19 protein-coding genes are annotated in these 22,106 nt (G+C 63.8%); 6 read left to right on the top strand and 13 right to left on the bottom strand.

The genetic code is table 11. The annotated features are described in order from the left end of the window. Positions 1–36: 36 nt before the first annotated feature. Positions 37–666, top strand: a complete 630-nt coding sequence (locus FXB38_RS17370; RefSeq protein ID WP_187434943.1) for a DUF2147 domain-containing protein — start codon at positions 37–39, stop codon at positions 664–666. Here FXB38_RS17370 and hpnN read toward each other — a convergent pair. Beyond that, positions 634–3,222, bottom strand: a complete 2,589-nt coding sequence (hpnN, locus tag FXB38_RS17375; RefSeq protein ID WP_148752083.1) for a hopanoid transporter HpnN — start codon at positions 3,220–3,222, stop codon at positions 634–636. The genes FXB38_RS17370 and hpnN overlap by 33 nt on opposite strands. 461 nt (positions 3,223–3,683) lie before the next feature. On the opposite strand from hpnN, the gene ispH reads away from it, so the two are divergent. The 4 genes from ispH (at position 3,684) to FXB38_RS17395 (ending at position 7,291) form a co-directional block, all read left to right on the top strand. After that, positions 3,684–4,610 (top strand): 4-hydroxy-3-methylbut-2-enyl diphosphate reductase, encoded by a 927-nt coding sequence (gene ispH, locus FXB38_RS17380; RefSeq protein ID WP_148752136.1) that lies wholly within the window; start codon positions 3,684–3,686, stop codon positions 4,608–4,610. A gap of 35 nt (positions 4,611–4,645) precedes the next feature. Beyond that, positions 4,646–5,806: an adenosyl-hopene transferase HpnH gene (gene hpnH, locus FXB38_RS17385; RefSeq protein ID WP_148752084.1), complete on the top strand. Its 1,161-nt coding sequence runs from the start codon at positions 4,646–4,648 to the stop codon at positions 5,804–5,806. A gap of 359 nt (positions 5,807–6,165) precedes the next feature. After that, on the top strand, positions 6,166–6,771 hold the full coding sequence (locus FXB38_RS17390) for a protoglobin domain-containing protein (RefSeq protein ID WP_148752085.1): 606 nt from the start codon (positions 6,166–6,168) through the stop codon (positions 6,769–6,771). Positions 6,772–6,835: 64 nt separating this feature from the next. Then, the gene (locus FXB38_RS17395) at positions 6,836–7,291 is read left to right on the top strand and encodes a nuclear transport factor 2-like protein (RefSeq protein ID WP_148752086.1); all 456 of its coding nucleotides are present in this window, start codon (positions 6,836–6,838) and stop codon (positions 7,289–7,291) included. 105 nt (positions 7,292–7,396) lie between these two features. Here FXB38_RS17395 and FXB38_RS17400 read toward each other — a convergent pair whose 3' ends face one another. The 8 genes from FXB38_RS17400 to FXB38_RS17435 form a co-directional block, all read right to left on the bottom strand. Next, positions 7,397–7,798, bottom strand: a complete 402-nt coding sequence (locus FXB38_RS17400; RefSeq protein WP_148752087.1) for a type II toxin-antitoxin system VapC family toxin — start codon at positions 7,796–7,798, stop codon at positions 7,397–7,399. Next, positions 7,785–8,060, bottom strand: coding sequence for an AbrB/MazE/SpoVT family DNA-binding domain-containing protein (locus tag FXB38_RS17405; protein WP_148752088.1), 276 nt, complete (start codon positions 8,058–8,060; stop codon positions 7,785–7,787). Before FXB38_RS17405 ends, FXB38_RS17400 begins: the two co-directional genes overlap by 14 nt. A gap of 194 nt (positions 8,061–8,254) precedes the next feature. Beyond that, positions 8,255–9,004, bottom strand: a complete 750-nt coding sequence (locus FXB38_RS17410; RefSeq protein WP_187434944.1) for a phosphorylase — start codon at positions 9,002–9,004, stop codon at positions 8,255–8,257. Beyond that, positions 9,001–10,968, bottom strand: coding sequence for a squalene--hopene cyclase (gene shc, locus FXB38_RS17415; RefSeq protein WP_148752090.1), 1,968 nt, complete (start codon positions 10,966–10,968; stop codon positions 9,001–9,003). The genes FXB38_RS17410 and shc overlap by 4 nt, the downstream gene beginning before the upstream one ends. A gap of 63 nt (positions 10,969–11,031) precedes the next feature. After that, complete coding sequence (hpnE, locus tag FXB38_RS17420) at positions 11,032–12,288, bottom strand: hydroxysqualene dehydroxylase HpnE (protein WP_148752091.1); 1,257 nt, start codon at positions 12,286–12,288, stop codon at positions 11,032–11,034. Next, positions 12,288–13,127, bottom strand: a complete 840-nt coding sequence (gene hpnD / locus FXB38_RS17425) for a presqualene diphosphate synthase HpnD (RefSeq protein ID WP_148752092.1) — start codon at positions 13,125–13,127, stop codon at positions 12,288–12,290. Before hpnD ends, hpnE begins: the two co-directional genes overlap by 1 nt. Continuing rightward, a complete protein-coding gene (gene hpnC, locus FXB38_RS17430) occupies positions 13,117–14,013 on the bottom strand; it encodes a squalene synthase HpnC (RefSeq protein ID WP_148752093.1) in 897 nt (298 codons plus the stop codon). Before hpnC ends, hpnD begins: the two co-directional genes overlap by 11 nt. A gap of 191 nt (positions 14,014–14,204) precedes the next feature. Continuing rightward, positions 14,205–14,438, bottom strand: a complete 234-nt coding sequence (locus FXB38_RS17435; protein WP_027533949.1) for a hypothetical protein — start codon at positions 14,436–14,438, stop codon at positions 14,205–14,207. A 457-nt stretch (positions 14,439–14,895) separates the two neighbouring features. Between FXB38_RS17435 and FXB38_RS17445 the strand changes: the two genes are divergently transcribed. Further along, positions 14,896–15,393: a hypothetical protein gene (locus FXB38_RS17445; RefSeq protein WP_148752094.1), complete on the top strand. Its 498-nt coding sequence runs from the start codon at positions 14,896–14,898 to the stop codon at positions 15,391–15,393. Between the two features lie 166 nt (positions 15,394–15,559). Here FXB38_RS17445 and FXB38_RS17450 read toward each other — a convergent pair whose 3' ends face one another. The 4 genes from FXB38_RS17450 to FXB38_RS17465 form a co-directional block, all read right to left on the bottom strand. Beyond that, positions 15,560–17,926 carry an efflux RND transporter permease subunit gene (locus tag FXB38_RS17450; RefSeq protein WP_148752095.1) on the bottom strand — a complete coding sequence of 789 codons (2,367 nt, stop codon included), beginning with the start codon at positions 17,924–17,926 and terminating at the stop codon, positions 15,560–15,562. Between the two features lie 205 nt (positions 17,927–18,131). After that, the gene (gene eutC / locus FXB38_RS17455) at positions 18,132–18,917 is read right to left on the bottom strand and encodes an ethanolamine ammonia-lyase subunit EutC (RefSeq protein WP_148752096.1); all 786 of its coding nucleotides are present in this window, start codon (positions 18,915–18,917) and stop codon (positions 18,132–18,134) included. Beyond that, the gene (locus FXB38_RS17460; RefSeq protein ID WP_148752097.1) at positions 18,914–20,500 is read right to left on the bottom strand and encodes a B12-binding domain-containing radical SAM protein; all 1,587 of its coding nucleotides are present in this window, start codon (positions 20,498–20,500) and stop codon (positions 18,914–18,916) included. The genes eutC and FXB38_RS17460 overlap by 4 nt, the downstream gene beginning before the upstream one ends. Before the next feature lie 171 nt (positions 20,501–20,671). Beyond that, complete coding sequence (locus FXB38_RS17465; RefSeq protein WP_187434945.1) at positions 20,672–22,054, bottom strand: ethanolamine ammonia-lyase subunit EutB; 1,383 nt, start codon at positions 22,052–22,054, stop codon at positions 20,672–20,674. Positions 22,055–22,106 lie beyond the last annotated feature (52 nt).

Below are 22,106 nucleotides of genomic sequence, written 5' to 3' on the forward strand. Positions count from 1 at the left end.
CAGCTTTAGACCATGTTGCACTGCCAAGGAACACTCATGCGTTTGGCCCTTTACACCGGAATAATACTGGCAGGCGGTTACGCCGGCCTGACACCGGCGCTCGCCGCCGATCCCACCGGCGACTGGCGGGTCGCCGATGGGGTTGCCAATATCCGCGTCGCCCAATGCAATGGCAGCATGTGGGGCGCGGTTTCCTGGGAAAAGCAGCCCGGAGGCCGCGACGAGAACAACCCGGATGTCTCAAAAAAGAACAGGCCGACGCTGGGCATGGCGACCCTGATCGACATGAAGAAGACGGCCGGTGCCGAGCAGTGGGAAGGTCAGGTCTACAACGCCAAGGATGGTCAGATGTATAGTGCGACCATCACGCCTGTCGGCACCGATCAGCTCGAGATCAAGGGCTGCGTGCTCGGCTTCCTGTGCGGCGGCGAGACCTGGACCCGCGTCGGTCCGCCGATTCCCTTGAGCACCGCCAGCGCCACGGCGAAGGGTGCGCCCAAGACGACAGGTGCGGCGCCCAAGGCAGCAGCGCCGGGTGCCGCGGCACCTGCGCCGACGGCGGCGGCTCCGAAGAGCGTCACCGCGGCCAAGCCCGGTCAGAAAGGTGCCGCCGATCCAGTCGGCGACATCTGCCTACTCCCGGAGATTGCGGGGTTTGCCCATTAGGGCCGGCTGAAACAGCAGCACTGCGGCAAGCGTCGTCACCAGAGAAAGTGCGAGCAGCTTGCCCATGCTGGATGTGCCCGGATGGCTCGACAGCCACAGGCTGCCGAACGCGGTCGCCGTCGTCAGTGCGCTGAAAAAGATCGCACGCGTCAGGCTCGTCTGAAGCAGGTTTGTCCTGCCGGACCGCCACGCCACGACATAATAGATCTTGAACGCGACGCCCACGCCGAGCAGCAGCGGGAACGCGACGATGTTGGCGAAGTTGAGCGGCAGGCCGATCAGCACGCAGATCTCAAGCGTCACCGCGCCGGCGACCAGAAGCGGCACCAGCGTCATCAGCACGTCGACGATCCGGCGCAACGTGATCCACAGCAACAGGCCGATCACAAGCAACGCATAGATGCCGGCATGGATGAATGCATTCACCACGGTGTCGCCGGACTTCAGGATCGAGACCGGTCCGCCGATTGCGGTCGGCTCGGCCTCGAGCACCGCTGCCGCAAACTTGCGCAGCGTATCGTTGTCGTTGGGATCGCCCTTCGGCTGAGCTTCGACCCGGATGATTCCGTCCTTGCTCTTCCAGGCGTTCACGAGATCGGGCGGCAGTGATTTCAGGGTGACCGGTTCGGCCTGCATCGCGTTCCTGAGCTGGTCGAACACGATCTTCATCGGCGTGACGAACACGTCCTGCGCCTTGTTGCGGGTCGCCTCGTCGGAATTGGCGAGCTTCTCGAGCGCGTCCGCGAGCCGACGCGAGGCGACTGCGCCCGGGCCCTTGGCGTCACCGGCGGTGCGGCGCAGATTGTCGACCGAGGATTTCAACGAATCGACGTTCTCCTGATCCGACGGCGCCGGGTCGATCTGGTCGGGGTTGAGCGCGGGGTTCAGCACCTTGGCGCCCTGCGCGATCAGCTTCAGCTTCGGCTGCTGGTCCTCCGGCACGAAGCTGTCGAGCGACATCACGCGCAACACCTCCGGCACCTTCTCCAGCTTCGCTTCAACCTGCCTGGCCTGCTCCTCCGACCTGGTCATCACGTTGATGGCATTGGCGCCGGTGTTGGGATCCTTGCGAAGGTCGAGGAAGGTCGCGATCGACTCGGCCTTCGGGTTGCGCAGGTTCATCGGGTTGAAGTCGAACTTCAGGAAGTAGAGCAGCGGCAGGCCGGCGACCGCCAGCAGCAGCGTGCCACCCACGACCAGCACCCGGTGCTTTTCCAGGAAGTAATCGAGTGGCGCCAGGAAGGCATAGCCGACCGGCTCCATCTCGCCCGGCGGGTTCAGCAGCTTCAGCATCGCGGGCAGCACCGTGATGCTCGAGAGGAACGCCACCAGCATGCCGACGCCGGCGATCTGGCCGAGCTCGGAAATGCCTTTGTAGTCGGTCGGCAGGAAACAGAGGAAGCCGGCGGCCGTCGCCATCGCCGCCAGCGACAGCGGCACCGCGGAGCGCTTGGCGGCAAGCACCAGGGCATTGGAGAGATCGTCGTGCTTATAGCGCTCCGAGCGGTAGCGGACGCTGTACTGAATACCGAAGTCGACGCCCAGTCCCACGAACAGCACGGCGAACGCGATCGATAGCAGGTTGAACGAGCCGACCATCATCAGGCCGCCAGCGGTCGTCAGCGCAAGGCCGACGAACAGATTGACGAACACTGCGAAGATGATCTTCGAGGAATGCAGCGCGAGCCAGAGGATCAGGAGCACGACGACGACGGTGCCGACGCCGTTGACGACAGCACCTTCCTGGACGGTGGCGTATTCCTCGTTGGCGATCGGGACTGGACCGGTCAGCCGCACCCGCGCCTGATATTTGGTCGCAAAATCGAGATCGAGCGCGGCCTTGCGGATCGCGTCGGTCGCGCCCTTGCCGGGCTCCAGCGCATTGTAGTCGAGGACCGGCTTGAACTCGATGAAGGCACGCTTGTCCGAATCCGACAGCGGCTGATCGCTGACGAGCTCGCGCCAGGAGAAGCTCGCATTGCCCTTGTTGAGCACGGTCTCGACCGTCTGCGCGATCTGGTTGAACGGCCGCTCGGTGCTGTCGAGCTTGACCTGGCCGCGCTTGACGCCGGCGAGCCCGGTCTCCAGCGCGCCGGTCAGTCCGCGAATCGACGGATCGCCGGCCATGATCTCGATCAGGGGCGCTGCGGATTCGAACTGGCCGGTGATCTTGCCGACTTCCTCGGTCGGCAGGAACAACAGGCCGTTCTTCTCGAAGAACTCACCGGTGCCGAGCTGCTGGATCGACTGGAATTCGGTCTTGTTGTCCTTCAGCTTGGCAAACAGCGCGTCCGCGGCTGCGGTCGCCATCTCCGGCGTCCTGGCCTCGACGACCGCGAGAATCGTCGCGTCGCGGTCGAAAGCGCGGTCGAACTGCTGGTCGCGCTGGCGCCAGTCCAGATTCTGGGCAATCAGCGAATTGATGTCGGTGTTGATGGCGAAGTGCCGGGACGCGTAATAGCCCGCCCCCACTGCCAGCAGGAGCCCGACAACGACGACGAGGGAGGCAAACCGGGTACAGGCCCTGACGATGGCAACGACTACGCTCTGCAGCACTTCTTTTCTTTCTAGTGTTAACAGCCTGCCGGAAACGCCCGCTGTTTATCGGAGTTCCCACGCGAAACCTATTGCTGTTTGAGTGGCTCTCGCGGGAACCAGGTTCGAAGTAAACTGCGGGAGACGATGGCAAAACCATGCGGAGCGGCCGGTATAGCCGTCGAGTTGAGGCGGTAAAGTGACGAAGGGGTGAGCACAAATCTCGCAGTCTTGCTCACGCGAAATGAAGTATTATAGTACCTCGAATTGGCCTAACGGGGAACCCTTATACTCGTTCCGTCTTTCCTTGATGCCGATTTTTTGACACAAAGCGCTGTGCCTGCATGCGCCTGGGCAGAGATGGGGGCGGGCGGTTACCGCGGTCGCGACACCAATGGTGCGGATATTGCAGCATTGGCCCGTATCGGGGTGCCGCCTGGGACAATTGAGCGGATTGGTGCAACTTGCGTGATGGGCGTCCAATGGAAGTTTATCTAGCGCAGCCGCGCGGCTTTTGCGCGGGTGTGGTGCGCGCGATCGAGATCGTGGAGCGGGCCCTGGAGAAATACGGCCCGCCGGTCTACGTGCGCCATGAGATCGTGCACAACAAATACGTCGTCGAGAGCCTGAAGAACAAAGGCGCGATCTTCGTCGAGGAATTGTCCGAAGTTCCACCGAAGGCTGTTACCGTCTTCAGTGCCCATGGCGTCGCCCGCAGCGTCGAGGAAGAGGCCGCCGCGCGCGACCTTCCGGTGTTGAACGCCACCTGCCCCCTGGTCACGAAAGTTCACAACCAGGGGAAGCGCTACATCACCAGGGGTCGCACCCTGATCCTGATCGGCCATTCCGGCCACCCCGAGGTCGAGGGCACGATGGGCCAGGTTGCCGGCCCCGTTCTGCTGGTCCAGAGCGTTGAAGAGGCCAGGGCCCTGGCGCTGCCGGCGGATACGCCAGTGGCCTACATCACCCAGACTACGCTATCGGTCGACGACACCAAGGACATTATCGGGGCCCTTCAGGCCCGATTTACAGATATTCAAGGCCCCGACATCCGGGATATCTGCTATGCGACACAGAACCGCCAATCTGCGGTAAGGGAATTGGGCAAACTGGTTGACGTGATTTTGGTGGTGGGCGCTGCCAATAGCTCGAACTCGAACAGGCTCCGCGAAATCGGCACCGAAGCCGGCGTCGCGAGTTATCTGATCGCCGATGGCCGCGAGCTCAATCCGGAGTGGTTGAAGGGTGCCAGAACCGTCGGCCTCACGGCCGGCGCCTCGGCGCCTGAGGTGCTGGTGGATGACGTGATCGAAGCGCTGCGGCGGATCGGACCGGTGACGGTCTCGGTGCTCCCGGGCCGCGAGGAAAACATCGAATTCAGGCTTCCGGCCCAACTGGCTGCAAGCTGACCTATCCGAATTTCAAGCCCAGAAAGAAACTTGTAATGGCAATCCCCTTCTTCAAGGAAATGCGTATCGGCGGCTATTTGCTCAAGCAGAAACTGCTTGGCCGCAAACGCTATCCGCTCGTGCTGATGCTGGAGCCGCTGTTCCGCTGCAACCTCGCCTGCGTCGGCTGCGGCAAGATCGACTATCCGGATGCGATCCTCAACCGCCGCATGACCGCACAGGAGTGCTGGGACGCGGCCGACGAGTGCGGCGCGCCGATGGTGGCGATCCCCGGCGGCGAGCCGCTGATCCACAGGGAGATCGGCGAGATCGTGCGCGGCCTCGTCGCCCGCAAGAAGTTCGTCTCGCTCTGCACCAACGCGCTGCTGCTCGAGAAGAAGCTCGACCTGTTCGAGCCCTCGCCCTATTTGTTCTTCTCCGTGCATCTCGACGGCCTGAAGGAGCACCACGACAAGGCCGTGTCGCAGCAGGGCGTGTTCGACCGCGCCGTCTCCGCGATCAAGGCGGCGAAGGCGCGCGGCTTCACCGTCAACGTCAACGCCACCATCTTCGACGGCCATCCGGCCGAGGAGATCGCAAAGTTTCTCGACCTCACCGTCGAGCTCGGCGTCGGCGTGTCGATGTCGCCCGGCTACGCCTATGAGCGCGCGCCGGACCAGGCGCACTTCCTCAACCGCACCAAGACCAAGAAGCTGTTCCGCGACGTCTTTGCGATGGGCAAGGGCAAGAAGTGGAATTTCATGCATTCCGGCCTGTTCCTGGACTTCCTCGCCGGCAACCAGGAATACGAGTGCACGCCGTGGGGCATGCCCGCGCGCAACATCTTCGGCTGGCAGAAGCCCTGCTACCTGCTCGGCGAAGGCTACGCAAAAACCTTCAAGGAGCTGATGGACACCACCGACTGGGAGACCTACGGCACCGGCAAGTACGAGAAGTGCGCCGACTGTATGGCCCATTGCGGCTACGAGCCGACGGCAGCGACCGCCGCTCTCAACAACCCGATCAAGGCGATGTGGGTGTCGCTGCGCGGCATCAGGACCACGGGCCCGATGGCGCCGGAGATCGACATGTCGAACCAGCGCCCGGCGCAGTACATTTTCTCGGAGCAGGTCCAGAAGAAGCTCTCCGAGATCCGCAAGGACGAGGCCGCCGCGGCGCAGGAGAAGGCCGCACGGAAGGCTTCGACTGCGGCGTAAGCGCGCTGGGCTGCACCGAACAGAAAAGGCCCGATCGCCAATGGCGATCGGGCCTTTTGCTTTGTTCAGCTCAAGCACTTGGCACGACCAGAAAGCCGCGCCGCCTCTGCAACTATGTCTTTGGGCGTGCGTTTCGCTCTGCAATGGAGCGGCGATGCTTCAGAAAGGTGCTCTTCGGGACCCTCGCCCGTCAACCGCGACATTAAGCTCGGCCGCGGCACCTACCTGATGCATCTCGAGGAGACGCGTTACGCGCTCTACAGCCAAAGTATCGCGTTCCTCGCCTCCGAAACTCCGGCGTACCCGGCTGGCACAATCGCTCACCCATCAAAGCAGGAGCAAGCAAGGAGTTACACACAATGGATGAGGTGAAAGAGAAACAGAAGATCCCTGGATACGACTACGGAACCGACAAGGTCGCTAAATCGCCGATCACATTGGAGGAATGGGAGGAGTTAAAGAAATCGGCGCTCTTTTCCGAGGAAGATGTCGTCTACCTCCGAATGTCGGAGGAGATACTTGCCAATCAGGTTGATGATTTGCTGAAGGTTTGGCGGGGTGTCATTTTTGATCACCCTCATCTGCGCGCCTACGACGAAGATCCCAAGACGCATAAGGTCGATACCGAATATGCAGGCGCCGTCGCAAAGCGATTCGGGCGGTGGGTGACCGATACGGCCCGTGCCAAATACGATCAGGCCTGGCTCAATTACCAATACGAGATTGGGCTGCGGCACCATCGGACAAAGAAGAACAAGACGGACCACGGGCACACGCTTGGCCACATTCGTGCACGTGATCTACTGGCATTTTGTTCCACCATCGTCGTGCCGATGCGGCCGTTTCTCGCCAAGCGCGGCCATCCACCGGACATTGTCAACCGAATGTACGATGCGTGGTGGAAGTCGGTGATCCTTCAGGCGACGCTTTGGGTGCAGCCATATATCCGGGAAGGCGACTTCTGATCGGCAAGCAGATCGAAATCCACTCCACAATGCGGGGGCGTGGTCAGCTAGACGGAGTGACGCAATGGACGAGAAGACACTGCCGAGGAACCTCGTTACCGCCGGGTCGACGCCGGTCGAACGGATGTACTTTGCCTGGAACGATGCGCTGTCGCATAACGATGCGGACGGATTGCTCGCGCTCTTTGATGACGCCTGGTTCGAAAGCCCGCTCGTGCCGCACCTTCTGGGCATCGACCGGGGTTATCTTCACGGGCACAAGGAAATCCGGCCGCTGTTCGACATTCTCGCGATCCGCAAGCCGCCTGTACGCCAATATTTTCGGACTGGCTATCTCACCGACGGCAAGCGCCTGATTTGGGAATACCCGCGCGATGCCGGCAAGGGCGAGCAAATGGACTTCGTCGAGGCGATGGATCTCAACGACGATGGTCTCATTCAGCGCCATTGTGTGTACTGGGGTTGGTTCGGCTTCCGCGTCCTCCAGCGCAATGAATATCACAGCGGCCCCGGTGCATGAGAGTTGTACGGGACAAAGGCGAGAGCGGTAATCGACACGAGATGGGTTTCGCAAGGGCGCAATCCATCCTGCGGGCTGAGACCGTTTCAGTGCCGTCGCGTAGTTTCACCGCGATGACCGTGCTTCGCGCACTCCCTCATGGCCGGCCGCTTTCGCGGCCCTGACGAGCTTGCGATCGAAGGTGACGAAGCTCTCGCAATGTCCGGATCTTGTCAGACGCAGAGCATCCGCGAAATCCATTCCCTTCCCGGCAAGGTCGAGCGCCGCCGCAACCATCTGGCCGTCCTCGACTGTGACAGTCGGAAGCCCCGAGAAGAGGCGAAGCGCGCGCACGACGTCCGCGGCCTGATACTCGTACGCGCTTCGAAGCACCCATTCGACTTCGAGGAGCACCGTGATAGCGGCGAAGACTTTCTCGCCGTCGATTAAGGCGCGGGCAAGTGCGGATTGCGTGACGTGGTCCCCGGTCAGGTAGCGGACGATCAGGTTGGTATCAATCGCGATCATGCCGCCGCCTGGCTTCGGCAAGCACGCTTTCGTCCATCTCTTCCAGTGTTTTCGGCTTGCCGCGGTGGGCCAAGACGCCGAATACGTCCTCCGGCCGTGTCTCAGCAAAGGCCGGGGCCGGCTTCAACAGCACGCCCTCCGGGGTGTCCTCGACCGTGAGCCGCGTTCCCGCCTTCCATTCCCGCCGCTGGCGAATGGCGCTGGGCAGGATGACCTGTCCCTTGGTGGAAACGGTGGTGGTGAGCTTTTCCGCGCCGGCCATTGGCCTGACCTTCTTGATGTAAGACGAACGTAAGATAGGCGCGGGCTCACATTCAAGCCGTTCGGTGGCGGCGGTGCCGAGACCTCATTGAGTGATTGCGACCTCACCTGTGATGACGATTGCGGCAGCTCAAATAAAAAGCCCGATCGCCAATCGCGACCGGGCTCTTTCTCTTGTCAGCTCGAAGCACCCGCTCAGATCGTCTCTGCGACCAGCGCCTCGCTGTCGACGAGCTCGGTGCCGATCAGGAAGTCGCGGCAGCCGCGCAACGAGCGCAGCGCGCGGTTGAAGTCGATGCCGGTCGAGACCAGCGCATGCAGCGTTGCCGGATTGCGCACGATGCCACGCAGGACCGCGGCGAGGTCGATCTGGCCGTTCGGCTTGATCGCGGCACGCGCGAGCGCCGGCAGCGCGCGGTGGGCGGGGTCGCTGATGACGCGGACCGCGGCGAACGGCAGGCCGGCCTCGGCGGCGTAGGCGGCCGCGATGTGGCTTTCCATGTCGACGGCGGAGGCGCCGGTCACGGAATGCAGCGCCGCCTTGCAAGAGCTGCCCGTGACCACTTCCTCGGCGCCGGCAAGCGAGCCGCGTACGACGCGGCGGCGGCCGGAGGTCAGCTTGTCGATGAGGTCGTCGCTGAGCGACAGGCCGGCGGCCCAGCGGGTGTCGCCCGAGAGCACCTCGGTCGCCACCACGACGTCGCCGGAGCGCAGCGTCGGGTCGAGCCCGCCGGCCACGCCGAACGAGATCACGCCACGAATCGTTTCGGGATCCACCACCGTCAGAAGCGCCCGCAATTGCGTCGGGCTGCTGGACGAGCAAATGACCGCCATCCCGGGCCCGGCGGCAATGCGGGCCTCCTGAACCAGACCGGTCACGATCAGTATCGGTCGCGGGTCAACGGCTTGACCCGCGGTAACATAGTCCCCCGTCCCCAAAGTCACATTCCGACCCCTACCACCCTGCTGTTGGTGTTCCGCAAGTTCCGATACCGCGCGAGCGCCCACAGCGGGAAGAACTTAGGGTAACCATGGTACCGCAGATAGAACACGCGGGGGAAGCCTGTGGCGGTGTAACGGCTCTCGTCCCACAGTCCTTTTTCGTTCTGTGTTGCAATCAGGTACTCCACCCCGCGGGCGACGGCCGGGTGATCAACCTCGCCAGCAGCCATCAGGGCAAGCAAGGCCCATGCCGTTTGCGAGGCGGTCGACGGGGCGGGTTCCCAGCCCTTGTAGTCCAGCCGGTAGCTGACGGCGTCCTCGCCCCAGCCGCCGTCCTCGTTCTGGATCGAGGCCAGCCAGCCGGCCGCCTTGCGCATCATGGGATCGGTGTGGGGAACTCCGGCCATATTGAGGGCGCATAGCACCGACCAGGTTCCGTAGATGAAGTTCATGCCCCAGCGGCCGTACCAGGACCCTTCCGGGTGCTGGGTCTTCCTGAGGTAGGCCACGCCGTCGGCGACGTGCTTGCTGGTCTTCGCGGTCTCGCCAAGCTGGGCCAGCATCGAGATGCAGCGCGCGGTGACGTCCTCGGTCGGCGGATCGAGCAGCGCGCCGTGGTCCGAGAACGGGATGTTGTTCAGGTAATATTCGAGGTTGTCGACGTCGAAGGCCGCCCAGCCGCCGTCGTCGCTCTGCATGCCCTCGATCCACTCCCGGCCGCGGTCGATCGCCGCGTCATAGCCGGTCGCACCGTGTTCCCGGCGCATGCGATCCATCGACATCACCACCACGGCGGTGTCGTCGAGATCGGGGTAATGGGCATTGTTGTACTGGAACGCCCAGCCGCCCGGACGCACGCCGGGCCGTTTCACCGCCCAGTCGCCCTTCACCTCGAGCTCCTGCTTCGGGATCAGCCAGTCGAGGCCCTGCTTCGCAGCAGGCACCGCCTTGTCACCGCCGGCCTCAAGCAGCGCATGCGCGGTCAGGGTCGTGTCCCACACCGGCGAGACGCAGGGCTGGCAGTAGGCCTCCTCGCTCTTGATCACGAGCAGCTTGTCGATGCCCCGGCGCGTGATCGCACGCGGCGGAAAATTCTCGTCCTTGCCGAGCGCGTCATACATCATGACGATGTTGGCCATTGGCGGATAGATCGCGCCCATGCCGTCCTCGCCGTTGAGCCGCTCCTCGGTGAAAGCGAGCGCGGCATCGATCGCGCGCTGGCGCAGGCGCTTCGGAAACATCGGCTCGACGACACGCAGGATCGCGTCGAGCGCGCGGAACAGCAGGAACCAGGCCATGCTCTGATGCGGCGCCTTGGCGGTCATGCCGATCGAGCGCGGATCCTGCAAGAACAGCTCGTCGATGCCGACGCCCTTCGGATTCTTCGCGCGCGGCTTCAGCGCGGCGATGACCATCAGCGGCACCATGGTGGTGCGTGCCCAGTAGGAGATCTTGTTGAGGTGGAACGGCGACCAGAACGGCAGCAGCACGATCTCGATCGGCAGCACCGGCACCGCGCGCCAGCTCACCACGCCGAACGTCGCGAGCAGGAAGCGGGTGAAGACGTTGCTATTGATCGCGCCACCGCGTGCGTGGATCGCCTCGCGCGCACGCACCATGTGCGGGCTGTCTGTGGAATCGCCGATCATCTTGAGCGCGAAGTAGGCCTTCACGCTGGCGCTCATGTCGAACTCGCCGTCATGCACCAGCGGCCAGCCGCCATGGGCGCCCTGGACGCGGCGCAGATAGTTGCCGATCTTGGCCTCGAGCACGGTGTCGACGGGCTCTGCGAGGTAATGGCGCAGCAGGATGTATTCGGCCGGGATCGTGCAGTCGGCCTCGAGCTCGAACACCCAATGGCCGTCGGATTGCTGCAAGCCGAGAACGCCTTGCGTGGCCGACGCAATGCTCGATTCCAGGGTGCTCGATTCCAAAGCTTCGCGGCTGGTCGCGTTCACCGAATCCATGTCGCTCGATTGCTCCGATAGTCGATTGAAAGTGACGGGGACATTGCCCGTCAGGGCCGCTTTTCAGGATCCTTTGGCGGCCAAAACCAGATCGGCGGCGCGATCGCCGGACCTGACCGATCCCTCGATCGTTGCTGGCAATCCCGTAGCAGTCCAGTCGCCGGCAAGGAACAGGTTTTTCAGTGCGGTGACCGGCCCCGGACGCAGGGCATTCTGCGCCGGCGTGGCCGCAAATGTGGCACGACGCTCGCGTACGATCTGCCAAGGAGGCAGTTCGCCGGAGACGCCGCCGGCCTCGCAGACGTCGTTCCAGATCACCTGCGCGAGTTCCTCTCGCGGCATGTCGACGAGACGGTCGCCGTTGCTGATGGTCACCGAGAGCCGGTTCGGGAACGCGAACAGCCATTCCACAACGCCGCCGATCACACCCAGGATTGGCGCCGAACCCGGAGGCGGCTCAATGCGGAAATGCGCGTTGACGATGGCGCGGAATTCGGTCGGCGTCTTCAGGCCGGGCAGCAGGCTCGCAGCGGAGCGCGGCGGCACCGCCATCACGATGACATCGCCGACGCCAAGCTGGATCACGTCCTCACCGCCAAAATTGAGCGCGGTCACCTTGCCGTCATTGCTGACGAAGGACCGCAACTCATGGCCGAGCTGAACGGAGTGACCGCGCTCGGTCAAAAACGTCACGGCAGGCTCGATCAGCACGGCGCTGAGGCCGTCGCGCGCGATCAGCGGACGACAGGCCTGCCCGCCCGCGAGCAGCGTCTCGCGCACGATTGCGCCGGCAAGCCCCGCCGAACCCTCGGGGGGATCGACATTGAGCGCCGCGAGCAGCAGCGGCTGCACCAGGCGCTGATAGAGAATGCCTTCGCAGGGAATGGATTTACCGACCAGCGTCGCTTCCGACGCCCAGATCAGCGGCGCCAGCTTGAGGTAGTCGGTCAGACCGGTGTCGGGAACGCGGCGGCCCTCGTCGAGCACCCAGGTCGGCAGCCGGCCGGAACCGAGATCGATCTGCCAGCGCTGCCCGGTCTTGATGTCGACGAATGGAAACTGCGCGGTTTCAGGGCCGACCAGGCCTGCCTCGGTGCCGATCGAGCGCGCATAGGCGCGCGCGTGGCTGTTGCCCGACAGCAGCAGATGATTGCCGTTGTCGATGGTGAGATTGGTGGCGCCGTCGAAATAGGAGCGGCAGCGGCCGCCGGCCTGCTGCGTCGCCTCGTGCACGGCGACCTTGAAGCCGGCATTGGCGAGCCGCACGGCGGCGGAGAGGCCGGAAATTCCGGCGCCGATGATGTGAGCTGTGTTTTGCATCAGATGAAAGCGTAGCGGAACAGGATCGCGAAGCGTGTGACCTTCGACACACGCACCGGCTCGCGCGGTGCGTCGAAGCCGCGCGCAATCAGGAGGTCCAGAATGGCGTGATAGTACTTCGACATGATCCGCGGCGCGCGCACCGCGCGGCGCTTGTTGCGGCTCATGATCTCGTCCGATTTCTCGAAATGCATCTTCGCGCGCTGCGTCAGCGGCAGGCAGACTTTCGGCAGAGCGCGCTCGGCGATCACACGGTCCGGATCGTTGGACGTGATGCCGGCATGCAGCAGCGCCTCGCGCGGCAGGTAGAGCCGGCCGAGGCCTGCGTCCTCGTCGATGTCGCGCAGGATGTTGGTGAGCTGCAGCGCGCGGCCGAGGTGATGGGCGAGCAGGATGCCGTCCTCTTCCGGCAGGCCGAACACCCGCACCGACAGCCGCCCGACTGCGCTGGCAACGCGATCGCAGTAGAGATCGAGCGTCGCCATGTCGGGGGCACGGATGTCCTGCGGCACGTCCATCTCCATGCCGTCGACAATGGCGAGGAAATCCTCGCGCTTCAGCCCGAAGGTCTTCACCGAGGCGGCGTAGTCCTTCAGCCGCGGCGGCGGATTGCCCTGGTAGAGCGCGTCGATGTCGTTGCGCCATTCCTGGAGCGCGGCGAGCCGCTCGTCGCGCGGGCCGTCGGAATCGGCGATGTCGTCGACCTGGCGACAAAAGCTGTAGATCTGGAACATCGCCTCGCGCTGGTCGCGCGGCAGGATGCGCATCGCGGCATAGAAGGAGCTGCCGGATGCGGTCGAGCCATAATTGGCGCCGGGCGTGGTCGCCTCAAGCGTCATGGGCAGTCCCAGGTCTGGAGATGGCCTTGCGGCCGATCGCGCGGCGGCCGATTTCGCCGATCATGCCGGCGAGGCTGAAGGTGAGCAGCTCAAGCTTGGTCAGATGCACGCGTTCGCGCAGGGGATCGCGCACCTTCAAGAGGCGCACGATGCGGTCCGCATAGGCCTGGATCACCGCGACGTCGACGCCGAGCCGGACATCCCTGATCTCCGCGCTCAGCGACCTGCCCTCGTTGAGCAGCGCTTCGTTGCGCACGGCGAGCCCCTGGAGACAGGCCAGCATCGCCGGCGGCGACCGCGCAAGTCCAAGCTGCTCGACCGCGGCGCCGCTTGCGGCCAGTGCATCGCGCGGCAGATAGACGCGATTGAGCTCGCGGAAATCCTTGCCGCAATCCTGGAGGTGGTTGTTGATCTGAAGGCCCGCGCAGAGCGCATCCGACGCGGCCCAGGTCGAGGTGCTCTCGCCATGGACGTCGAGCATGAAGCGGCCGACCGGCATCGCCGAATAGCGGCAATAGTGGATGACCTCGTCCCAGCTCTCGTAGCGCAGTTTTGTCACGTCCATGCGGAACGCGATGAGCACGTCCAGCGCGTGGCGCGGTGCCATGCCCCGCTCGGCCAGCGCGCGCCGCAGCGCGACGGCTTCAGCCTGGGTGTCGCCCTTGGTCTCGTCCTTGCCGAGCAGTTCCGCCTCGAGCAGGTCGAGATAGCGAAGCTTTTCGTCCGCCGGCAGGGTCGCGTGGTCGGCGATGTCGTCGGCCGTGCGGACGAAATTGTAATACGCCAGGATCAGCGCGCGATGACGCGGATGAATGATCCAGGACGCGACGGGAAAATTCTCGTCGCGGTCACCCTTACCGGATCGCAATTCGCTCGCAGAGGTCATCGAGGGCTGATCAACAATCGTTTGGACAGGAAAGGCTTTTGCGCTCGCGCAGGCTCATGCCGGCGACGCCGCCGCGGCCCCCATATAGGGGAATACGGCCGCAAAACCAATCCTGTCTCTCGATGGCAGCCCCGCGGATCCGGCGTGAAAAAGGCGGCCCCACGGCCGCCTTTGTGGGCCAGCGGCCGAGCTTACTGATTGTGGTTCTTCAGGACCTGGTCGCAGGCCTGCGAGATCTTGGCCCGGTTCTCCTTGAGGCAGGCCAGAACGGTGAAATCGCCCTGGTCGATGACCGGACGGCAGAACTTCTGCACGTCGCGCGTGCAGGCCTTCTGCTCGGCGTCCGTGCCACGCCCCTGCTGGGCGAACGCAGCCGTGGACAGGGTTGCCGACAGCACGGTGAGAGCGACGAGAAGCTTACGCATTGTATTCCTTCATTCTGACGGCAGAATCGCACCAGTCCCGGACAGCACAGGGCGGACGACGGGAACGGATTGTTCTGATGGCAAGTTGCCGCGGAAAGGGCGGCACCGGAGAAGGCACAAGCGCTGGCAAATGCGGCCAAATTGGCGCCACCCCTACCAAATCAGGTCTTCCCTAGGCCTTCATTGGCAGATGTAAGAGGTTGATACTACGTCATAATTCGGGCAGGTCGCGTTTTGGACGGCACCTGTTGCAGAGCTGCATCTGTCCGATCCGCTTTTTCGGCCGGAAACACATGGAAACAGAGGGAATCCGGGCTCGGACCAACGCGAGAGCGCTTTGCGCACCTGACATCGTGGGCGGTTAGGCTTGAACCTGACACGGGTTCGGAACACTAAACTTTCGATGTGGCGAGACGTCCTGCCATGAGCGGCGTCGTTCCAAAACGGGATATTTGAGATGAAGTTCTTTGGACGATCTGGACAGGCGATCAAGGCGGCCGGCATTGGCGCGGCGCTGCTCTTCTCGGTTTCGGCAAGCCACGCTCAGTCGTCAGGACCGTTCGCCGGTTTCGATGGCGCCTGGACCGGTACCGGCACTGTGGCGCTGTCCGACGGTTCCACCGAGCACATCCGCTGCAAGGCGGACTACAAGGTTGGCGGCACCGGCCTCAACCTGAAGCAAGCCCTGCACTGCGCCTCCGACAGCTACAAATTCGACCTCACCAGCGACGTGACCAGCCAGGGCGACCGCATCTCCGGCAATTGGAGCGAGTCCAGTCGCAACATCTTCGGCAATCTCCAGGGCACCGCCGGCGGCGGCCAGATCGACGTGTTCGTCGAGGCCAACGGCTTTGCCGCCAATTTGACGCTGCGCACCAACGGCACCAAGCAGACGGTGCAGATCTCGTCCAAGGGCGAGATCCGCGGCGTCAATATCACGATGACGAAGAGCTGATCGCTCTTCCCGCTTCCAAGAGGAACACGCCCCCGGTTTTTCGCGAGCCGGGGGCTTTTTACTGAATGAACCGATTTCGCAGACAGCTGCTTTGGGGTGTTGGGCGGGACGATTTCAAGGTCAACCTGTAGCGCATTGACGCTTGAGCCCGCGCATCGCGCCCCGCTCAGATCGCCGGCTTGTCGGGGCCCTGAAGCTTGGCGTGCAGGTTGATCAACCACATCGCCGTCGGCCGCAGGATGAAGAGGTCGGCCACCAGCGCCGCCACCATCGAGAAGGCGCTGAGCCAGCCGAACAGCCGCAGCGACGGCAGGTCCGAGAACACGGTGACGACGAGGCCGCAGGCCAGCACCAGCGTGGTCAGGATCAGCGCCGGGCCGACCAGCACGGTCGCCCGCTCCACCGCGATCGCCGAGCCGACGCCGGGCTTACTTTCCAATCGCAGGCGATTGAGGAAGTGGATGGTGGCGCTCAAGCCCAGGCCGAACGAGACGGTGAGCGCGACGACGCTGGCGAATTGCAGCCCCTCGCCCATCGCCCACAGCACCGTTCCCGACATCACCACCGGGAAAATGCCCGGCAGGATACAGGCGAACATCACCACCCAGGAGCGGAAGGCCAGCCCAATGAAGATCGCGACCATCGCGAATTCGACGGTGAGACCGCGGTTCAGCTTCTCGATCATGCCGGCCGAATTGCGCGCGGCGATGGCGGCAAGACCGGTGACGGCAACCTCGTAGCCGGGATGCTTTTTGCGGACGGCGTCGAGCTCGGTGTCGAGCTTGTCGACGATCGGCAGGAGCTGGCTGGAGTCCTTGTCCGGCACGCGGCCGGCCACGACCACCGCATCCTGCTCGGCATCGATGAACCTTCGCACCAGATGCTCGGGGATGACGTTGACATATTCCTTCAGCGTCGCGACATCGTCGCTGCCGGCCTTTTCCGCCAGCCAGCGGCGCAGCGTCTCCAGCGACCAGACGTTACCGACGCCGGCCGCCTTCTCCACGGTCGCGTGCACGTCGGCGATGGTTTGCAGCGTCTCCGGCGAGTAGAGCGTTTCGCCCTTGGGGAATTGGATCAGCACGTTGACCGGATTGGCGCCGGTCAGCTTGGCATCGAGCCGGTTGCTGGCGGCCACCGCCTGGCGCTTGTCCGGCACCTGGTCGGCGAGCCGGTAGCGCGGCTGCAGATTGGCGTAGACGACGCCGAGGCTGGCGACGAACAGCAGTGCGATCAGGCTGAACAGGCCAGGCCGGCCGACCATGCGCACCGCGATCCAGTAGCAGAAATTACGCAGCGCCTGCACGCCGGCATCCGCGGTCTGGAACTTGACGGCAAAGAGCTTCTCGTTGCGCACGAACAGCACGCCGAACACCGGCACCAGCGATAGCACCGTGACCAGCGCGATGATGGTTGCGGCAAGGCCCGCCTCGCCGAATTTGCGGATCAGGTCGGAGTCCGAGAACTGAAGTGCGATGAAGGAAATGCCGGCGGTGCCGTGCGTCAGCACGCAGGCCGGGCCCACCACCAGCACCGCATTCCTGAACGCGGTGAACTTGTCCTGGCCCGCGATCAGCCGGTCGCGTGCGGCGAAGGTGAGCTGCATCGAATCCGAGAACGAGATCACCATGATGAGCGGGGTCATCACGTTCAGGAACATGTTCAGGTTGAAATTGGCCCAGCCGAGCGCGCCGAGTGCGATCAAAATCGCGATCATCGGCGGGAACGCCGCCACCACCATGAACGAGATCTTGCGGAAGAAGATGATGGCGATGACGCAGCCGGCGAGAATGCCGAGGACGTTGTAGGTGAGGCCGTCGCGCTCGACCGCGTTGCGGATCTCGAGCTGCATCACCGGCACGCCGGAGAGCTGTACGCTGAGGCCGGTCTCGCCGAGATCCTCCTTCATCAGCGCGCGGATGTCGCCGACGGTCTTCGTGAGCTTGCTGGAGGCGACCACCTCGGGATCGAGCGACAGCACGATCAGCGCGAGCGTGCCGTCCTCAGACAAGAGCTTGCCGCGGATGATCTCGTTGTTTTTGACGGTCTCGATGAACTGGTCATAGGCCGCGCCTTCGGGCAGCTCGGCCGGGAACAGCGCGGCCGGCAGCTTGCCCGGCGCCGGCGCCTGGCGCGCGGAGAACAGCGAGACCAAACCGCGGGTGCCCTCGACCAGCTGCATGTCAGTGATGAAGTCGCGCAGCTTCTCAAGATTGTTTCGCGCCAGGAGGTTCTTGCCCTCGACCACGACGAGAACGTCGAATTCCTCGGCCGGGAATTTCTTCGTCACCGCCTCATACTGGCGGAATTCCGGCGTGTTGGAGCGGAACAGCTGGGACAGCGAATCGTCGATCTTGATCCGGTAGATGCCGAACACCGCGCCGACGATCAGCACGACCAGGATGATGCAGGAGACGATCGGCGCCCGGACGGCGATCAGCCCGATGCGCTCCAGCCCGAAGGCGATGGAGGACGCAGGCCCTTGCTCGACCTTGTCGACATGAACCTCATTCTCACGGTGCTTTTCGAGCATGCCTTGTCCAGTTCCTAAATCGGCTCGGTCAGTGAGCTTATTGCGCCCCGCGAACGGCTTGAAAATGCCATACGAATGGGAGGCTTGCCCTTTGAAAATGCGCGTAAAATCGCCGGCAGCGGTTTAGCAGGTCATGAGCCCGCCTCGCAAGCACGCCAAGGGTCTCCAAATCGATCAAGATGCGGCGATTTTACCGGAATGCCCGTCATTCGGGCAAAGCCGAGCCAATTCGACGCGGCGCCCGGTCGGCGCTCTCGTCCTTGAGCGCCACGCCCGTGACCTCCCGCGCCAGTCCCTCGCGGACCAGCCAGACGAGCTTGAGGGCGGCCTCACGATAGCTCAACCCGGCCCTGTGGATATTCGACACGCAGTTGCGCGCGGCATCGGTCAGCCCGGGCTTCGGCGCGAAGGTCAGATAGGCACCGAGGCTGTCGGGCGCGGACAGGCCCGGCCGTTCGCCGATCAGCATCAAAACCATGCGGGCGCCGAGAATGGCCCCGATCTCGTCGCCCAGCGCAACCCGCGCGCCTGAGGCGACGACGACATGGCCGATCGCGACAGCGTCGCCTTCGCGGAGCAGCGGCAGCAGGCTTTGCAGCAGCGCGACTGCGTGGGCATGGACCGCCGCCGCCGACAATCCATCACCGATGACGATCGCAAGCTGGCACGGCGCAGTGGCACCGTCCGCCAGCGCCGCGGCAGAACCGGCATCGAGCTGCCGTCCAAGATCCGGCCGGCGCAGATAATCGCTGCGATCGGCGGCCCGGCTCGCGACCTCGCTGGCGCCAAGACCGAGCGCCCTCACCCCGGCAACCAGACCCGGCGCGTCGAAGGCGGCGTGCACGGCATCGCGGGCGCGGGCATGCGCCAGCGTGAAATCGAGCAGCGGTTTTGTCGGCAGGCTCGCGCCGCTGCGCCCGAGCGCGACGCGCGCAGGCGTGAACGATCTCAGGTCGACGGTCGGGCGTGCCGGAACGGGCTTGTCGCTCATTCGGCGGGAACGGACGCTTCGCGCAGCCGGATCGAATAGTTCGACGCGTTCTGCTTGCCGCTCGATGCCGCGCGCGCAAAGGTGATGAGATGATGCGCGATCATGGTGCAGCCGATCAGGCCTTCGATGTCACCACGGCGGATCCGCTCCAGCGCAAACTTCCAGAACACGCGCCTGTAGTCGCCGAGCACGCCGACCTTCCAGAAGATGTTGCGCAGCATGACGAGGCCGCGCCGGATATTGGTCCAGGTCTTCATCTCGTCCGGCACCGGCATCTTGAGGCGATGGGGATAAACCTCGTCGCATTGATACTGGAAGCGCGCGTAGACCTTCTCGGGCTCGTAGGCGACGCTCATGGCGTGCTTCCAGGATGCGACGACGTCGTCATAGGGCAACAGGAAGTTGACATTGGAATCGCGCCCCTCGTCATCGACCAGGCGCCCTTCCTTCTCCAGCCGGTCCCACAGCGGCGTCTTCGGCAGCGCCTGAAGCAGGTTGATGGTCAGCAGCGGAATGTGCGACTCCTCGACGAAGGCGAGCAGCGCCTCCGAGGTGTTCGGCTTGTCGGTGTCGAGCCCCATGATGATGCCGGACACCACCTCCATCCCGTAGGAGTTGATGGTGCGCACGCCCTCGAGGATCGGGACCATCATGTTGTGGTCCTTGTGCATCGCCTTCAGCGCGTCGGGGTCCGGCGTCTCGATGCCGCAGAAGATGGTGATGAAATAGGCCTCGCGCATCTTCTCGAGGATTTCGGGGCGCTTTGCGATGTTGAGCGTCGCTTCGCAGGCGAGCCGCACCACATAGCCGGTCTTCTTCTGCCACTCGATCAGATGCGGCAGCAGATCCAGCGCCGCCTTGCGGTTACCGATGAAATTGTCGTCGACGAAATAGACCGTGTCGGTCATGCCGCATTCGCGCAGGCGGTCGAGCTCGGCGATGATCTGCTCGGGCGATTTGATGCGCGGATTGCGGCCGTAGAGGCCGGGGATGTCGCAGAACTCGCATTGATACGGGCAGCCGCTGGAATACTGGATGCTGCCGAGGAAATACCGCTTCACGTCGGCGAGCTCATAGGCCGGGATCGGAAACTCCGTCATCGGCACGCGGTCTTTGGTCGTCAGCACGACCTGTTGCTCGGGGCGAGACGTATCGCGCGACAGGATTTCGAGCAGCTGATTGGTGGCGTCGCCGAGCTCGCCGACATGGAGATAGTCGAATGACGGGTAATAGTCCGGGCAAGCGCTGACCGAGGGACCGCCGAGCGCAACCGGCAGGTCGAACTCATGGGCGCGGCGGCAGATGTCGTTCATCTGCTGGCGCTGGATGTGCATGCCGCTGACGAAGACCGCCTCCGCCCATTCGAACTCTTCCTTTGTCGCGCGGCGAAGATTCTCGTCGACGAATTTGACCTGCCACTCCTTCGGCAGATAGGCCGCGAGCAACAGCAGGCCCTGCGGCGGCATGAAGGCGCGGACGCCGTCGGTCAGCGGATAGGCATACTCGAAGGTGCCGAAAGACGACGTGTAACGCGGGAAGACACAGAGAATATGCCGGCTCGTTCCGTTGCTTTCAGCGCGCATCGAACTTCCCCCAACCACGTTCTACGAACGGTACTGACGAGGTCTCCAGAAACATAGCGTAACGCTGCGACCGGAATTCCTCAATATTGTGGCACCGAACTAATTCATGAGACGCACCAATGGTTTCCCTGGTTCACGCCGTCGGATGATGTTTTTTGCGGGACTTTCGCGTCACGCGATCAACCGGGAGGCGAAATCGGGCAACAGGCCTGCATCACCGGCAAGCCGGAAGTCGGCGCCCGCAATTCCGGTCTGGACCAGCCAGTCGTCGAACTCCGGCGCTCGGGCCGCGCCGAAGACGTCGCGGACATAGAGCGCATCGTGGAAGGAGGTGGACTGGTAGTTCAGCATGACGTCGTCGGCGCCGGGCACCCCCATGATGAAGGTGACGCCGGCGGCGGCAAGCAACGTCAGCAGATTGTCCATGTCGTCCTGGTCCGCCTCGGCATGGTTGGTGTAGCAGATGTCGGTGCCGAGCGGCAGGCCGAGCAGCTTGCCGCAGAAATGATCCTCCAGCCCCGCCCGGATGATCTCCTTGCCGTCATAGAGATATTCCGGACCGATGAAGCCGACCACGCTGTTGACCAGCAATGGCGCATAGGCACGAGCCACCGCATAGGCACGCGCCTCGCAGGTCTGCTGGTCGACACCGTGATGGGCGTTGGCCGACAGCGCGGAGCCCTGGCCGGTCTCGAAATACATCACGTTCTCGCCCACCGTGCCGCGCTTCTGCGACAGCCCGGCTGCCTGCGCCTCCTTCAGCAGCGCGAGGTCGATGCCAAAGCTTCGATTGGCGGCCTCGGTGCCGGCGACCGACTGGAAGACGAGGTCGACCGGCACGCCCTGCCCGATCAGCGCCAGCGTCGTGGTGACATGGGTCAGCACGCAGCCTTGGGTCGGAATCTTCAGCCGCGCGATGATCTCGTCCAATAGCCGCAGCAATTGCGCGATGACGGCCGGATCGTCGCTTGCCGGATTGATGCCGATGCAGGCATCGCCGGCTCCTAACAGCAGGCCGTCGAGGATCGAGGCGGTGATGCCCCTGGCATCGTCGAAGGGATGGTTGGGCTGCAGCCGCGTGCTCATCCGGCCCTTCAGGCCGATGGTGTTGCGGAAGGCGGTGATGACCTCGCATTTCCGCGCCGCCAGGATCAGGTCCTGGTTGCGCATCAGCTTCGATACCGCCGCCGCCATCTCCGGCGTGATGCCGGGCGCGAGCTTGCGCAAGACCTCCGCCGTGGCCACGTCCGACAGCAGCCAGTCGCGGAAGGCTCCGATCGTCAGCGAGGCCACGGGGGCAAACGCCTTGGCGTCATGGCTGTCGATGACAAGCCGGGTCACCTCGTCGGCCTCATAGGGGATGACGGCCTCGTTAAGGAATTGACCGAGTGGGACGTCCGCCAGCGCCATCCGCGCGGCGATCATCTGCTCGGCGCTCCCTGCGGCAATGCCGGCCAGCCGGTCGCCGGAGCGCGGCGGCGTCGCCTTGGCGAGGAGGTCGCGCAGGTCGGGAAAGGTGTAGGTCGTGGCGTCGATGGCGTGGCGGTAGACCAAAGGTCCCTCCGGGGTTCGTCGGCCAGTGACCGACTCCAAGGCGATCTTGAAA

This window comes from Bradyrhizobium cytisi (assembly GCF_008123515.1).
In the GTDB taxonomy this organism is placed as follows: Bacteria; Pseudomonadota; Alphaproteobacteria; order Rhizobiales; family Xanthobacteraceae; genus Bradyrhizobium; species Bradyrhizobium cytisi.